General features: G+C 73.6%; 12 protein-coding genes and 1 tRNA gene. 10 read left to right on the forward strand and 3 right to left on the reverse strand.

Annotated features, from left to right (window positions below; genetic code table 11):
• The first annotated feature begins 165 nt into the window (after positions 1 to 165).
• Complete coding sequence (locus tag AB0442_RS05095) at positions 166 to 978, forward strand: serine protease (protein WP_366160678.1); 813 nt, start codon at positions 166 to 168, stop codon at positions 976 to 978.
• Here the strand turns inward: AB0442_RS05095 and AB0442_RS05100 are convergent.
• Positions 948 to 1,532 (reverse strand): ATP-binding protein, encoded by a 585-nt coding sequence (locus AB0442_RS05100; RefSeq protein ID WP_366160680.1) that lies wholly within the window; start codon positions 1,530 to 1,532, stop codon positions 948 to 950. The two genes, AB0442_RS05095 and AB0442_RS05100, sit on opposite strands and share 31 nt — an antisense overlap.
• A gap of 128 nt (positions 1,533 to 1,660) precedes the next feature.
• On the opposite strand from AB0442_RS05100, the gene AB0442_RS05105 reads away from it, so the two are divergent.
• Both AB0442_RS05105 and AB0442_RS05110 read left to right on the forward strand, forming a co-directional pair.
• Complete coding sequence (locus AB0442_RS05105; protein WP_363542531.1) at positions 1,661 to 2,446, forward strand: GntR family transcriptional regulator; 786 nt, start codon at positions 1,661 to 1,663, stop codon at positions 2,444 to 2,446.
• Positions 2,447 to 2,555: 109 nt separating this feature from the next.
• Positions 2,556 to 3,725: a low temperature requirement protein A gene (locus tag AB0442_RS05110; protein ID WP_366160681.1), complete on the forward strand. Its 1,170-nt coding sequence runs from the start codon at positions 2,556 to 2,558 to the stop codon at positions 3,723 to 3,725.
• Positions 3,726 to 3,759: 34 nt separating this feature from the next.
• Here the strand turns inward: AB0442_RS05110 and AB0442_RS05115 are convergent, their stop codons facing one another.
• Together AB0442_RS05115 and AB0442_RS05120 are read right to left on the reverse strand one after the other, a co-directional pair.
• Complete coding sequence (locus AB0442_RS05115) at positions 3,760 to 4,311, reverse strand: SRPBCC family protein (RefSeq protein WP_366160683.1); 552 nt, start codon at positions 4,309 to 4,311, stop codon at positions 3,760 to 3,762.
• A 157-nt stretch (positions 4,312 to 4,468) separates the two neighbouring features.
• Positions 4,469 to 4,540, reverse strand: a tRNA-Arg gene (locus AB0442_RS05120).
• A 153-nt stretch (positions 4,541 to 4,693) separates the two neighbouring features.
• Between AB0442_RS05120 and AB0442_RS05125 the strand changes: the two genes are divergently transcribed.
• From AB0442_RS05125 to rho, 7 genes are all read left to right on the forward strand, one after another.
• Positions 4,694 to 5,176: a response regulator gene (locus AB0442_RS05125; protein ID WP_366160684.1), complete on the forward strand. Its 483-nt coding sequence runs from the start codon at positions 4,694 to 4,696 to the stop codon at positions 5,174 to 5,176.
• Between the two features lie 82 nt (positions 5,177 to 5,258).
• Positions 5,259 to 6,920 (forward strand): arginine--tRNA ligase, encoded by a 1,662-nt coding sequence (gene argS / locus AB0442_RS05130; RefSeq protein WP_366160685.1) that lies wholly within the window; start codon positions 5,259 to 5,261, stop codon positions 6,918 to 6,920.
• 88 nt (positions 6,921 to 7,008) lie between these two features.
• Complete coding sequence (gene lysA / locus AB0442_RS05135; protein WP_366160686.1) at positions 7,009 to 8,403, forward strand: diaminopimelate decarboxylase; 1,395 nt, start codon at positions 7,009 to 7,011, stop codon at positions 8,401 to 8,403.
• A gap of 129 nt (positions 8,404 to 8,532) precedes the next feature.
• Positions 8,533 to 9,825, forward strand: coding sequence for a homoserine dehydrogenase (locus tag AB0442_RS05140; RefSeq protein WP_363542537.1), 1,293 nt, complete (start codon positions 8,533 to 8,535; stop codon positions 9,823 to 9,825).
• A 5-nt stretch (positions 9,826 to 9,830) separates the two neighbouring features.
• Positions 9,831 to 10,931 carry a threonine synthase gene (gene thrC, locus AB0442_RS05145; RefSeq protein WP_344625896.1) on the forward strand — a complete coding sequence of 367 codons (1,101 nt, stop codon included), beginning with the start codon at positions 9,831 to 9,833 and terminating at the stop codon, positions 10,929 to 10,931.
• 332 nt (positions 10,932 to 11,263) lie between these two features.
• A complete protein-coding gene (thrB, locus tag AB0442_RS05150) occupies positions 11,264 to 12,181 on the forward strand; it encodes a homoserine kinase (RefSeq protein ID WP_366160688.1) in 918 nt (305 codons plus the stop codon).
• 560 nt (positions 12,182 to 12,741) lie between these two features.
• Positions 12,742 to 14,826 carry a transcription termination factor Rho gene (rho, locus tag AB0442_RS05155; RefSeq protein WP_366160689.1) on the forward strand — a complete coding sequence of 695 codons (2,085 nt, stop codon included), beginning with the start codon at positions 12,742 to 12,744 and terminating at the stop codon, positions 14,824 to 14,826.
• Positions 14,827 to 14,923 lie beyond the last annotated feature (97 nt).

A 14,923-nucleotide genomic window follows, 5' to 3' on the forward strand; every position in this document is an offset into this window, starting at 1 on the left:
CGCACCTCCCCGGTCCGGCGACACGCCGCCCCGGCCCTGGACCCCTCCGGGGCCGGGGCGGGATCGTGTACGGATCTCTCACCGCTTTCCCACCTTCGGATCACCCGCTTCACAGCCCGGCGGCCCAGAGTGGAGCCGACACCCCCGGCCAGGAGGAGTTCGCCGATGAGCAGCCCCCGCACGTCCCGCCCCCGGCTCCGGTCGCTGCTCGCCACCCCGGCGGCGGCCCTCGCCACGGCGGGACTGCTCGCCGCCGCCCACGTCCTCGGCAGCTCGCCCGCCACCGCCTCGCCCGCCGCCACCGCCGTCCTCGACGCCGCCCCCGTCCTCGGCACCACCGCCACCGCCCCCGCCGACCCGTCGGCCGCCCGGGTCGGCGCCCTGTTCAGCGGCACCGTCGGGCCGGGCCACCACTTCTGCTCCGCCAGCGTGCTGCAGAGCCCGACCCGCGACCTCGTCCTCACCGCGGCCCACTGCGTCGGCAGCACCGACGGCCTGAGCTTCGTCCCCGCGTACCGCGACGGCAGCGCCCCGTACGGCAGCTGGAGGGTCACCGCGATCTACGCCCCCGACGACTGGACGCAGGACCGCGACGAGGACGCCGACTACGCGATCCTCCGGGTCGCCCCGGCCTCCGACGGCCACCGGATCGAGGACGTCGTCGGCGGCAACGCCCTCGGGCTGGACGACACCTTCACCTCGCAGGTCCGCCTCTACGGCTACCCGGCCCGCACCGAGGCCCCGCTGCTGTGCACCGACACCACCACCCGGCAGTCCACCACCCAGCGCCGCATCGACTGCCCCGGCTACCCCGGCGGCACCAGCGGCGGCCCCTGGATCAGCACCCGCACCGGCGAGGTCATCGGCGTCATCGGCGGCTACCAGGAGGGCGGCGACACCGACGACATCTCCTACAGCTCGTACTTCGACCACACCATGACCACCCTCTACCGCCAGGCCGTCACCGCGGCACCCTGACGCGGCGGCCGCGGCGTGCCGCACAGCCGGCAGCGCTGCGCCGGGACGGACGGCGGCTCCGCCTCCGGTGCAGGGGCGTCGTCCGCGGGGGCCGCAGGACCGACGGGGCCGGCGGGGTCGGCGGTCCGCTCCGGCGGGCCCTCGCCCCGGGCGGGTGCCAGTTCGGCCCAGACGGTGCGCCGTCCGTCGGCCGCCTCGCCGACCGACCCCCAGCGCGCCGCCAGCGCGTCGACGATCCGCAGCCCCCGGCCGAAGTCGCCCGCGTCGACCGGCGGCCGGTGCGGGAGCGGGTGCGGCGGGCCGTGCGGCGCCGGGCCGGCCGCCGTGCCGCCGTCGGTGACCGACACCCGGACCGTCCCGTACCGGCGCCGGACCTCCACCCACAGCACGCCGCCCGCGCCGGACCGGCTGTGCACGACCGCGTTGGTCACCAGCTCGGACACGACCAGCGCCGCGTCCTCGGCCCCGGGCGAAGGGCCGAGCGCCTCGCGGACCATCCGCCGCGCCGCGCGCACGGACTCGGGCACACCGGGGAACCGGGCGATCCACATCATGCTGCTGCACCCCTCCGACGAACACTCCGCAACCGGCCGACCACGCATCGTCAGCCTCGAATGCGAGCTTGAAAGCTCGCGTACGGCGTTGTCAAGCTGATCCGAGGATCCGTGAGACGGGGGTTGACGTGGGCGAGTTGGGGCGACCGGCCTATCTGCGACTGGCCGACCTGCTGCGCTCGCGGATCCTCTCCGGCGAGCACCAGCCGGGCGCGCGGATGCCCAGCATCGCCGACCTCTGCCGCCAGCACGGACTCTCCGAACAGCCCGTCCGGCAGGCGCTCCGGGTGCTCAACGCCGAGGGCCTGACCGAGGGCCGCCCGGGCTCCGGCACCTACGTCCGCCGCCGTCCGGCGCCCGCCCGGATCCCCCGCGGACGCTACGACGCGGCCGGCAGCCCCTTCGCCGGGGCGTCCCGCGACCCCGGACCCGGCGGCGTCCCGCACTGGACGCACGACTCCCAGAAGACCTGGGCCACCGGCGCACTCGCCCTGCGGCTGCGGATCGCCGAGGGCGACCCGATCATGCAGACCCAGTACGTCTTCCTCGCCGCCGACCGGCCCGCGCAGCTCTCCACCAGCTGGGAGCCGCTCGCGCTGACCGGCGGCACCGCGGCCGCCCGGCCCGAGTACGGACCGCTGGCCGGGCTCGGCGTGGTCGAGCGGATGGCCCGGATCGGACTGACCGTCACCCGGGTCACCGAGGACGTCACCGCCCGCCCGGTGCTGGAGGCCGAGTCCGGCCCGCTGGACGTGGCGCTGGGCTCCACCGTGCTCTCGATCGAGCGCACCCACTGGGCCGGAAGCCTGCCCGTGGAGACCGCCGACATCGTCCTCGCGGCCGAGCGCAGCCGGCTGGTCTACGAGATCGGCGTGCCCGCCGAGATCACCCCGGAGAGTGACGTCCTCCGCTGATCCGGGGCATTCGCGCCTACCTCGCGCGCGCCGGGGGCGCGTTCCGGCTCGCGTGCGCCGGTTGCCCCGTACACTCCCGGCACCGGGACAACGGGAGGTGCCGCACACCGTGACCGCCGCCGACAGCGCGCCGGCCGCAGCCGAGCCCGAGGAGCGCCGGGCGGACTGGTTCGAGCTCTTCTTCGACCTGGTCTTCGTGGTGACCGTGGCCATCCTGGCCCGCGGCCTGCACGGCGACCCGGGCGGCGCCGAGTTCGGCAGGTTCCTGGTGCTCTTCTTCCCGGCCTGGTGGGCCTGGGTCAACCTGATGGCCACCGTCAACGTCTCCGGCCGGGACATCGACCGCGCGCTCAGCCAGCCCATGCTGATCGCCGCCATGCCCGGCCTCGGCGTGATGGCCGCCGCCGCCCCCGAGGGCCTCGGCGGACACGCCTGGCTCTACGCCCTCGGCGCCGCCTGGGTGCGGGTGGTCTGCTTCCTGGTCTGGCTGCGTCCCGCCCTGCGCCGGGAGACCGCACTGCCGCTCTGGCGCCCGGTGACCTACTGCCTCGTCCCGGCCGCGCTGTGGACGGTCTCCGCCCTCCTCCCGGACGGCTGGCGGTTCGCCCTCTGGGGGATCGCCATCGCCCTGGAGATCGCCCTGCTCGCGATCCGCAGCGAGTACGGCACCGCGCTGTACGCCCGACTGTCGATCGAGCACCTGGTCGAGCGGATCACCCTGTTCGTGGTGATCGTCCTCGGCGAGAGCGTCTTCACCGTCGTGGCGACCTTCGCCGACCACCTCACCGCCGCCTCCGGCGCCGCGGCCCTCGCCGCCTTCCTGCTGGTCGCCGAGCTCGCGGCGGTCTTCTTCGTCTGGGGCACGACCGTCGCCGCCCGCGGCCTCGGCCGCGCCCAGGCCGACCGGGCGCACCGGATCATCCGCGACACCGTGATGTACCTGCCGTACTTCCTGGTCGCCGCGATCACCCTGCTCGCCGCCGCCCTCGGCACCGCCGTCGCGGAACCCACCCACCACCTGCCGTCCGGCGCCGACTGGGCGCTCTGCGGCGGCGTGCTCGGCTTCTACACCACCAACGCGGCGATCGCCCTGCGCTACGGCGAGCCGACCCGGTCCGTCCTCGGCTGGTACGTCCCCTGCCTCGTCCTCACGGCCGTCCTGCTCGTCCCGGGCGTCCTGCTGCTCCCCGCCTGGGCCGCCGTCCTCTGCGGCGCCGCCGAGGTCCTCGCCCTCACCCTCCTCGTCAAGCACCGCACCCACCGCACCCGCCCGGCCTGACCGCGCGCCGCGGCCCGCACCCGCAGGTGCCGCGTCAGCCGCCGGGCCGGTCGGCCTCCGGGCCGCGCTCGGCGAGCGCCTTGATCCCGGCGAGGGTGGCCCCGATGCCGGTGCGGAGTTCGTCGAGCCGGCGGGCGACCAGTTCCTCCTCCCGCTCCGGCATGCGCTCGATCCAGGCGCTGACCCCGGAGCGGCCGGGCCCGATCCGCACGGACTGCCGGACGAGGGTGCCGTCCGCCTGCGGCGACAGCTCGAAGCGCCAGGTGGCCATCCGGTCCCGGAGGTCGTCCGCCGGCTCGCCGAACCGGCCGTCCGCGTCCAGGACGGCCCAGCCGAAGACCCGCTCGGCGTCGAACTCGACGATCTGCGAGACCGTCCGCCAGTCGCCCGCCACGGGGTGCCGGTTGAAGCCCGCGAAGCGCGCACCCACCGCGGGTGCGACGACCCCGCCGAGCCATTCGACCCGGTGCAGTTCGGGGCTGAGCCGGGAGGGCAGCCCGATGTCGGTCACCAGCTCCCAGACCCGCGAGGGCGCCGCCCCGACCCGGATCCCGCCCTGCGCCGTGGGCCCGTCCGCGTACCGCATGCCGTCTCCTCCGCCGCACGAACCAGAGTGTGCGGCCCAGTCTCCCCGAGCGGCTGACGGACGCTCAGCCCGGGGTCCGCCGTCCGGCGCGAAGCCCGCGGACACGACGAAGGCCCGGGTCCAGTGGACCCGGGCCTTCGTGACGCTTGCGGTGAAGTGCCCCCGGTAGGATTCGAACCTACGCACCCGCCTCCGGAGGGCGGTGCTCTATCCCCTGAGCTACGGGGGCCTTTCGGCCGTCGCTTGCTGCGACGTGGAGAACACTACCAGGCCCGACGGGTGATCCGTGCACGGGTTTCGCGGGGCGGCGCGGCCGCGGCCCGGGGGGTGGAAGTGAGGAAAGGCCGGACGCGGGGGTGGGCGCGCGGCTACCCTCGGTGATGTGCCGGGAACGTCCGGGCGGGTCCTCGTGGTGGACGACAGCGAGGTGATCCGCCAGCTGATCAGAGTGAACCTCGAGCTCGAGGGCTTCGAGGTGGTCACCGCTGCCGACGGCGCCGAGTGCCTGGAGGTCGTCCGCCGGGTGCGCCCCGACGTGGTGACGCTGGACGTGGTGATGCCGCGGCTCGACGGCCTGAAGACCGCCGCCCGGCTGCGCGCCTCCGCCGAGACCCGGGCGCTGCCCATCGCCATCGTCAGCGCCTGCACGCCGGCCGACCTCGACCGCGGGGAGTCGGTGGGCGTGGACGGCTACCTCGCGAAGCCCTTCGACCCGGCGGACCTGGTCGCCCTGGTGCGCCGGCTGCTGCGGCAGGGCCCGGCGGTGGGGGCCGGCGGGGGCGGCCCGTCCGGCTACGCCTTCGGCGGCGGCGAGCGCCCCGGGCCCTCCGCCGCATTCCGCTCTCGGCGAACAGATCGCCCTTGACGGTCCCGCTCCCTGGTGCAACGCGTCTCAACGGGTAAACCGGGTGGCGGACGGACACCCCGTCTCGCCTACGCTTGGCGTCGTGACACCCGCAGAGCTTTCCCAGGCAGTCCAGGCCGCAGTGAGCGCCGCCGTCGAGGCGGGCGAGCTGGCCGTCGCCGTGCCCGAGCACGTGACGGTCGAGCGGCCCAAGAACAGGGACCACGGCGACTACGCCACCAACGTGGCCCTCCAGCTCGCGAAGCCGGCAGGCATGCCGCCGCGAGCCGTCGCGGACCTGCTGGCCGCCCGCCTGCGAGAGACCACCGGCGTCGCGAAGGTCGACATCGCCGGTCCGGGCTTCCTGAACATCACCCTCGACGCCGCCACCCAGGGCCTGCTGGCCCGCACGGTGGTCGAGGCCGGCCGGGCGTACGGCCGGAACGAGGCCCTCAAGGGCCTGACGATCAACCTGGAGTTCGTGTCGGCCAACCCGACCGGCCCGATCCACATCGGCGGCGTCCGCTGGGCGGCCGTCGGCGACTCGCTGGCCCGCGTGCTGCGCGCCACCGGTGCCGACGTCACCACCGAGTACTACCTCAACGACGCCGGCGTGCAGATCACCAAGTTCGCGCGGTCGCTGCAGGCCGTCGCGAACGGCAAGCCCGTCCCCGAGGACGGCTACGTCGGCGAGTACATCGCCGACATCGCCAAGGCGATCACCGACGGCGTGCCGGGCGTGCTCGACCTGCCCGAGGACGAGCAGCTCCGGGTCTTCCGGGCCGAGGGCCTCACGCTGATGGTCGCCGAGATCAAGCGGTCGATGGAAGAGTTCGGGGTGCACTTCGACACCTGGTTCTCGGAGAAGTCGCTGCACGACTCGGGCGCCGTCGAGCAGGCCATCGACCGGCTGCGGGAGCAGGGCCACGTCTTCGACCGGGACGGCGCCATCTGGCTGCGCACCACGGACTTCGGCGACGACAAGGACCGCGTCCTGATCAAGGCCGACGGCGAGACCACCTACTTCGCCGCCGACGCCGCCTACTACCTGAGCAAGCGGGACCGCGGTTCCGAGGTCTCCGTCTACATGCTCGGCGCCGACCACCACGGCTACGTCAACCGGCTCAAGGCCATCGCGGCCTGCGCCGGCGACGACATGGACCGCAACATCGAGGTCCGCATCGGCCAGTTCGTGAAGATGCTGCGCGACGGCCAGGAGGTCCGCCTCTCCAAGCGCGCCGGCAACATCATCACCATCGACGACGTCGTCGACTGGATCGGCGTGGACGCGGCGCGGTACATGCTGGCGCGTTCCTCCACCGACTCCACCATCACCATCGACATCGACCTGGTCACCAGCCAGTCGAACGAGAACCCGGTCTTCTACGTGCAGTACGCGCACACCCGGATGTGCGGCGTCGCGCGCAAGGCCGCCGAGCTCGGCGTCGACAAGGGTGCGGCCGAGGACTTCAAGCCGGAGCTGCTCGCCACCCAGTGGGAGAACGACATGCTCGGTGCGCTGGGCGAGTTCCCGCGCGTCATCGCCACGGCCGGCGAGCTGCGCGAGCCCCACCGGGTCGCGCGCTACCTGGAGGACCTCGCGGGCAAATACCACCGCCTGTACGAGAACTGCATGTTCCTGCCGAAGGGCGACGAGGAGCTCACGGACACGCACCGTGCGCGCCTCTGGCTGGTCGAGGCGACGCGAACGGTGCTCGCCAACGGCCTGACGCTGCTCGGCGTCTCCGCCCCCGAGCGGATGTAAGCACGACCCCCACGCGCACGACGGGGGCGGCGGACGGTCGAAGGAGACCGTGCGCCGCCCCTCGCCATAAGCCAAGGAAGTAGCCAAGATGAGCCGCTCCGCCCACCCCGCAGGCCCCCGCCACGGCGACGTGCTGCCCGAGGGGCACTACCTCGCACCGCCGAGCGACCTGAACGCGCTCGACCCGAAGGTGTGGTCGAAGACCGTCACCCGCGACGGGAACGGCGTGGTGACCGTCGGCGGCCTCGACGTGAAGGCGCTGGCGGCCGAGTTCGGCACCCCCGCCTACCTGATGGACGAGGCGGACTTCCGGGCCCGGGCCCGCGCCTGGCGGGACGCGTTCGGCACGGACGCGGACGTCTACTACGCCGGCAAGGCGTTCCTCTCCAAGGCGGTCGTCCGCTGGCTGCACGAGGAGGGCCTCAACCTCGACGTGTGCAGCGGCGGCGAACTGGCCGTGGCGCTGGCCGCCGGCATGCCGGGGGAGCGCCTGGCGCTGCACGGCAACAACAAGTCGGTGCACGAGCTGGAGCAGGCGGTGAAGGCCGGGGTCGGCCACGTCGTCGTCGACTCCTACGAGGAGATCGAGCGGCTGGCGGCGGTCGCCGAGCGGCAGGGCGTCCGCCAGAAGGTGCTGATCCGGATCACGGTCGGCGTCGAGGCGCACACCCACGAGTTCATCGCCACCGCGCACGAGGACCAGAAGTTCGGGCTGTCGCTGAACGGCGGCGCCGCGGCCGAGGCCGTCCGTCGGGTGCTCGCCCACCCGGCGGCCCTGGAGCTGCGCGGCATCCACTCGCACATCGGCTCGCAGATCTTCGACACCGCGGGCTTCGAGGTGGCGGCCCGCCGGGTGGTCGGCCTGCTGGCGCAGATCCGCGACGAGCACGGCATCGAGCTGCCCGAGATCGACCTCGGCGGCGGCCTCGGCATCGCTTACACCAGCGAGGACGACCCGCGGGAGCCCGCCGAGATCGCCGCCTCGCTGGCGGAGATCGTCCGCCGCGAGTGCTCCGCCGCCGACCTGGCCGCACCGCGGCTCTCGGTGGAGCCGGGCCGCGCGATCGTCGGCCCGACAGCCTTCACCCTCTACGAGGTCGGCACGGTGAAGACGCTGGACGGCCTGCGCACCTACGTCAGCGTGGACGGCGGCATGTCGGACAACATCCGCACCGCGCTGTACGACGCCGAGTACTCCGTCGCCCTGGTCTCCCGCACCAGCGACGCCGAGCCGATGCTGGTCCGCGTGGTGGGCAAGCACTGCGAGTCCGGCGACATCGTGGTCCGCGACGCCTTCCTGCCGGCCGACCTGGCCGCCGGGGACCTGATCGCGGTGCCGGCCACCGGCGCGTACTGCCGGTCGATGGCCAGCAACTACAACCACGCCCTCAAGCCTCCCGTGGTCGCCGTCCAGGACGGTGCGGCCCGGGTGATCGTCAGGCGCGAGACGGAGGAGGATCTCCTGCGTCTGGATATCGGCTGACGAAATCCTTGTCTCAGATCATGGACCGGCCGTAGATCCGTGCGGAAAGTCCCGGAGACTGGTAGAGACCGAATACCGTCGGGCACGGGGAATTGCCCGGCGGAGACCGAGAATGCAGAGCGGAGTCGGATGATGCGTACGCGCCCGCTGAAGGTGGCGTTGCTGGGCTGTGGTGTGGTGGGCTCCGAGGTGGCGCGCATCATGACGACGACGGCCGACGACCTCGCCGCGCGGATCGGCGCTCCGGTCGAACTCGCCGGGATCGCCGTGCGCCGGGCCGGCCGCCCGCGCCCCGGGGTGCCCGAGCACCTGATCACCACCGACGCACAGGCCCTGGTCAACCGCGGCGACATCGACGTGGTGGTCGAGGTGGTCGGCGGCATCGAGCCGTCCAAACAGCACATCCTCTCGGCGTTCGCCAACGGCGCCTCGGTGGTCTCCGCCAACAAGGCGCTGCTCGCCCAGGACGGCGCCGAACTGCACGAGAAGGCCGCCGCGGCCGGTGTCGACCTGTACTACGAGGCCGCGGTGGCCGGCGCGATCCCGCTGATCCGCCCGCTGCGCGAGTCGCTGGCCGGCGACAAGGTCAACCGGGTGCTGGGCATCGTCAACGGCACCACCAACTTCATCCTCGACAAGATGGACACCACCGGCGCCGGGTACTCCGAGGCGCTGGAGGAGGCCACCGCGCTGGGCTACGCGGAGGCCGACCCTACCGCCGACGTCGAGGGCTTCGACGCCGCCGCCAAGGCCGCGATCCTGGCCGGCATCGCCTTCCACACCCGGGTGACCGCCGCCGAGGTCTACCGCGAGGGCATCACCGAGGTGACCGCCGCGGACATCGCCTCGGCGAAGCAGATGGGCTGCGTGGTCAAGCTGCTGGCGATCTGCGAGCGCGCCGCGGACGGCGAGTCGGTGACCGCCCGGGTCCACCCCGCGATGATCCCGCTGACGCACCCGCTGGCCTCCGTCCGCGAGGCGTACAACGCGGTGTTCGTGGAGTCCGAGGCGGCCGGCCGGCTGATGTTCTACGGCCCGGGCGCCGGCGGCTCGCCGACCGCCTCCGCCGTCCTCGGCGACCTGGTCGCCGTCTGCCGCAACAAGCTGGCCGGCGCCACCGGCCCGGGCGACTCGGTGTACACCAAGCTGCCGGCCAAGCCGATGGACGAGGTCGTCACCCGCTACCACGTCAGCCTGGACGTCGACGACCGCGCGGGTGTGCTCGCCCAGGTCGCGTCCGTCTTCGCCGAGCACGGGGTCTCCATCGACACCGTGCGCCAGCAGGGCCGCGACGGCGACGCCTCGCTCGTCGTGGTCACCCACCGCGCCACCGACGCCGCGCTGTCGGCGACGGTCGACAAGCTCCGCGCGCTGGACAGCGTGCGCGACGTGGCCAGCATCATGCGGGTCGAAGGGGAGTAATCGACATGAACGCCATCGCCGAGAGCAGAGTGAGCGGCGCCCGCACCCACCAGTGGCGCGGCCTGATCGAGGAGTACCGCGACCGGCTGCCGGTCACCGCGGCCACGCCCGTGGTGACCCTGCTGGAGGGCGGTACGCCCCTCGTCCCCGCCCGGGTGCTCTCCGAGCGCACCGGCTGCGAGGTGTACCTCAAGGTCGAGGGCGCCAACCCCACCGGGTCCTTCAAGGACCGCGGCATGACGATGGCCATCTCCAAGGCGAAGGAGGACGGCGCCCAGGCCGTCATCTGCGCCTCCACCGGCAACACCTCGGCCTCCGCCGCCGCCTACGCGGTGCGGGCCGGGATGGTGCCGGCGGTGCTCGTGCCGCAGGGCAAGATCGCCCTCGGCAAGATGGGCCAGGCCATCATCCACGGCGCCCAGATCCTGCAGGTGGACGGCAACTTCGACGACTGCCTCACGCTCGCCCGCGAGCTGTCCGAGAAGTACCCGGTGGCGCTGGTGAATTCGGTGAACCCGGTGCGCATCGAGGGCCAGAAGACCGCCGCCTTCGAGATCGTCGACATGCTCGGCGACGCCCCGGACATCCACGTCCTGCCGGTCGGCAACGCGGGCAACATCACCGCGTACTGGAAGGGGTACCGGGAGTACGCCGCGGACGGCCTGGCCACCCGCACCCCGCGCATGTGGGGCTTCCAGGCAGCGGGTTCGGCCCCGATCGTCGACGGCGCCCCCGTCCGCTCGCCGCAGACCATCGCCACCGCGATCCGGATCGGCAACCCGGCCTCGTGGGAGTACGCGATCGCCGCGCGCGACGACTCCGGCGGCCTCATCGACAAGGTGACCGACCGTCAGATCCTGTCCGCCTACCGGCTGTTGGCCTCCAAGGAGGGCGTCTTCGTGGAGCCCTCCTCGGCCTCCGGCGTGGCCGGCCTGCTGGCCAAGGCCGAGGCCGGCCTGGTGGATCCCGGCCAGCGGATCGTCTGCACCGTCACCGGCAACGGCCTCAAGGACCCGGACTGGGCGGTGGCCGGCGCCCCGCAGCGCCCGGAGATCGTCCCGGTCGACGCCGAGGCCGCCGCCCTCCGCCTCGGACTGCTCGACTGACGGCGGTTCAGCCGCACCGCGTGCCCCGGGCCGACCCTTTCGGGGGTCGGCCCGCGGCCGTCCCGCGATGACACGTACGTGTTGATTCCGCGCCGATTTCCCGACCCATTTCCGCATCGAATCCGGCCACAAACGGCAACACGGCAGATCGGTGCCGAGCAGGGTGTACCGCTGTGGAACCTGTCTTCGATAGGCTGGTTCCGTCGGGACGCGCATCGGTGCGCACATTCCCGCACCCGCCGGGTGTCCCTGCAACGCGGGTCCCCCGCCGCCGTACCACCGCTGGCCCCACCCCCGTCGGGCAGCCCTCACTCCCCAGGAGAGTCCACCGCATGGCCGGTCCTGCGTTCCGTGCCGCCGCCGTCCGGGTCCGGGTCCCCGCGACCAGCGCCAACCTCGGCCCCGGCTTCGACGCCTTCGGACTCGCCCTGGGTCTCTACGACGACCTGGTCGTCCGCGTCGCCGACTCCGGCCTCTCGGTCGACATCGCCGGCGAGGGCAGCGACAGCCTGCCGCGCGACGAGCGCCACCTGGTCGTCCGCGCCATGCGGGCCGCCTTCGACCGCCTCGGCGGCCAGCCCCGCGGCCTGGAGGTGGTCTGCGCCAACCGCATACCGCACGGCCGCGGCCTCGGCTCGTCCTCCGCCGCCATCTGCGCCGGCATCGTCGCCGCCCGCGCCGTCACCATCGGCGGCGCGCACGCGCTCGACGACGACGCCCTGCTCGCCCTCGCCTCCGAGCTGGAGGGCCACCCCGACAACGTGGCCGCCTGCCTGCGCGGCAACTTCACCGTCGCCTGGACGGCCGAGGACGGCGCCCGCACCATCGTGCTCGACCCGTCCGACCGGGTCGTCCCGGTGGTCTTCGTGCCCGCCACCGAGGTGCTCACCGAGACCGCCCGCGGCCTGCTGCCCAAGACCGTCCCGCTGGCCGACGCCGCCGTCAACGCCGGCCGTGCCGCGCTGCTGGTCGAGGCCCTCACCCGCCGTCCCGAGCTGCTGCTCACCGCCACCGAGGACCGCCTCCACCAGGACTACCGCGCCTCGGCGATGCCCGACAGCGCCGCCCTGGTGGCCGCCCTGCGCGCGCACGGCGTCCCGGCCGTGATCTCCGGCGCGGGTCCGACCGTGCTGGCGCTCACCGACGAGGCCTCGGCGGAGAAGGTGCTCGGCCTCGCCGGGCCCGGGTTCGCCGCCCACCGGCTGGAGTTGGACCGTGCCGGTGCGTGCGTCCTGCCGCTCGACGGCTGAGCCGACACCGAACGCGGCCACACCCGCGGGAACGGAAACGATTGACAACAACAGGGCTGGGGAATGTGTCAGGGGGTCGGTAGTGTTAACCTCATTGCTGCACCAGACACCCTCCGGGGTTCGGTGCGCCACGTCCCGATCCCGCCCCTTCAGGTTGGCACCGTCCGCACCTGCAGGGTCCGGAAGGACGGGACCACGATTTTCCGGGAGCCCACCACAGCGCGTACGCAGCCTGCCTGCGCGATTGGGGCGCATCCCGAAGCCGTGACGGCACCTGACTCCCACCCGCGGCCTCCGCACTGAGGCACGGTCGGGCGGAGCCCGAGGTACCGCCACGCGACGGGGGCCCGGGAACCAAACAGGCAGCGAGGCCGGCACGAGAACCGGCCCACCGCGCCACTTCGCACCACAGTGCACCGCACTTTCGCAGCGTCCACCCGATCGGCTGGTCCTTTCGGGGGGACGACCGCCTCGGACCAGCGTGATTCGGCGTTGGTCAGGACAGCACAACCGGTCGCCGAGCCAGACAGGCCGACGTCCGCTCCAGGGAAGGACCCTTAGTGAGCGACACCACCGATCTGATGGGCGCGCGCCCGGACGCAGACGCGTCGGACGCAGCCGCCGCCCCCGCGGCCCCGGCCAGGCGCCGTCGCAGCGCCGCCGCAGGCCTCGACGGCCTGGTCCTCGCCGAGCTGCAGAAGCTCGCCACGGGCCTCGGTATCAGCGGTACCGGACGGATGCGCAAGAGCCAGCTCATCGAGGCCATCAAGGAGAAGAGCGGCGGCGACCCGCTGCTCGCCGGCGGCGCCGCGCCCGCTCCGGCCGCCAAGCGCACCACCGCCAAGGCCGCTGCCGCCGCCCCGGCCGAGGAGGCGCCCGCCGCTCCGGCCGCCGAGGAGAAGCCGGCCCGCCGCACCCGTGCCGCCGCCGCTGCCGCCGCCCCCGCGGAGCAGCCGCAGGCCCAGATCGAGATCCCCGTCCAGGCCGCCGCCGAGGTCGCGCCGGCCCGTACCGAGCGCACCCGCCGCCGTGCCACCTCGGCCGCCGGCGCCCCGGCCGCCGAGGCCGCCGCCGAGCAGGCCGGCACCGTGGTCGCCGAGGCCAAGGCCGAGACCCGCACCGCCGAGCAGCGTCCCGCCGAGGGCGAGACCCGCACCGAGCGCCGCGACCGCCGTGACCGGCGCGACCGCCGCGAGGGCGGCGAGCGCACCGAGGCCGCCGCCGAGGGCCAGGACGGCGAGGGCCGCGAGTCCCGCCGTGACCGCCGCAACCGCCGCGACCGCGACCGGGCCGAGCGCCAGCCCGGCCAGGGCCAGCAGCAGGCCGGCACCCAGCAGGACAGCCAGGCCGGCCGCCAGGGCCAGCCCGCCGGGCAGCAGGCCGGCGGCTACGACGACGACGAGTTCGGCGACGGCCGCCGGGGCCGTCGCGGCCGCTACCGCGACCGCCGTGGCCGCGGCCGCCGCGAGGGCTTCGAGGGCGGCACCCCCGAGCCGCAGATCGGCGAGGACGACGTCCTCATCCCGGTCGCGGGCATCCTCGACATCCTCGACAACTACGCGTTCGTCCGCACCTCCGGCTACCTGCCGGGGCAGAACGACGTCTACGTCTCGCTCGCCCAGGTGCGCAAGCACGGCCTGCGCAAGGGCGACGCCATCACCGGTGCGGTGCGCCAGCCCCGCGACGGCGAGCGCCGCGAGAAGTTCAACGCGATGGTCCGCCTCGACTCGGTCAACGGCATGGACCCGGACGGCGCCCGCAACCGCCCCGAGTTCGGCAAGCTGACCCCGCTGTACCCGCAGGAGCGGCTGCGCCTGGAGACCGACCCGGGCGTGCTGACGACCCGGATCATCGACCTCGTGTCGCCGATCGGCAAGGGCCAGCGCGGTCTGATCGTCGCCCCGCCGAAGACCGGCAAGACGATGATCATGCAGGCGATCGCCAACGCGATCACCCACAACAACCCCGAGTGCCACCTGATGGTCGTCCTCGTCGACGAGCGTCCGGAAGAGGTCACCGACATGCAGCGGTCGGTGAAGGGCGAGGTCATCTCCTCGACCTTCGACCGTCCGGCCGAGGACCACACCACCGTCGCCGAGCTCGCCATCGAGCGGGCCAAGCGCCTGGTGGAGCTGGGCCACGACGTGGTGATCCTGCTCGACTCGATCACCCGCCTCGGCCGCGCCTACAACCTGGCGGCGCCGGCCTCCGGCCGCATCCTGTCCGGTGGTGTCGACTCGACCGCGCTCTACCCGCCGAAGAAGTTCTTCGGTGCCGCGCGCAACATCGAGAACGGCGGCTCGCTGACCATCCTCGCCACCGCCCTGGTGGAGACCGGCTCCCGCGCCGACGAGGTGGTCTTCGAGGAGTTCAAGGGCACCGGCAACATGGAGCTCAAGCTCGACCGCAAGCTCTCCGACAAGCGGATCTTCCCCGCGGTGGACGTCGACGCGTCCTCCACCCGCAAGGAGGAGATCCTGCTCGGCAACGAGGAGCTGGCGATCGTCTGGAAGCTCCGCCGGGTGCTGCACGCGCTCGACTCGCAGCAGGCCATCGAGCTGCTCCTGGACAAGATGAAGCAGACCAAGAGCAACGCCGAGTTCCTGATGCAGATCGCCAAGACCACCCCCGGTTCCGGCGACTGACCCGGCTCGTTCCGCAGGGCGAGGCCCCGCACCGCACCCGCGGTGGGGGCCTCGCCCTCTGCGTGCACCCGGCGCCGTCGTGCCCGGGGCGGCCCTC

It is taken from the genome of Kitasatospora sp. NPDC085895 (genome assembly GCF_040702125.1).
Classification (GTDB): Bacteria; Actinomycetota; Actinomycetes; order Streptomycetales; family Streptomycetaceae; genus Kitasatospora; species Kitasatospora arboriphila.

Excerpts from the sequence above, each read along its gene's own strand:
- AB0442_RS05095 (WP_366160678.1), top strand. The coding sequence starts at position 166 with ATGAGCAGCCCCCGCACGTCCCGCCCCCGGCTCCGGTCGCTGCTCGCC.
- AB0442_RS05100 (WP_366160680.1), bottom strand. The coding sequence starts at position 1,532 with ATGATGTGGATCGCCCGGTTCCCCGGTGTGCCCGAGTCCGTGCGCGCG.
- AB0442_RS05115 (WP_366160683.1), bottom strand. The coding sequence starts at position 4,311 with ATGCGGTACGCGGACGGGCCCACGGCGCAGGGCGGGATCCGGGTCGGG.
- lysA (WP_366160686.1), top strand. The coding sequence starts at position 7,009 with ATGAGCCGCTCCGCCCACCCCGCAGGCCCCCGCCACGGCGACGTGCTG.
- AB0442_RS05140 (WP_363542537.1), top strand. The coding sequence starts at position 8,533 with ATGATGCGTACGCGCCCGCTGAAGGTGGCGTTGCTGGGCTGTGGTGTG.
- thrC (WP_344625896.1), top strand. The coding sequence starts at position 9,831 with ATGAACGCCATCGCCGAGAGCAGAGTGAGCGGCGCCCGCACCCACCAG.
- thrB (WP_366160688.1), top strand. The coding sequence starts at position 11,264 with ATGGCCGGTCCTGCGTTCCGTGCCGCCGCCGTCCGGGTCCGGGTCCCC.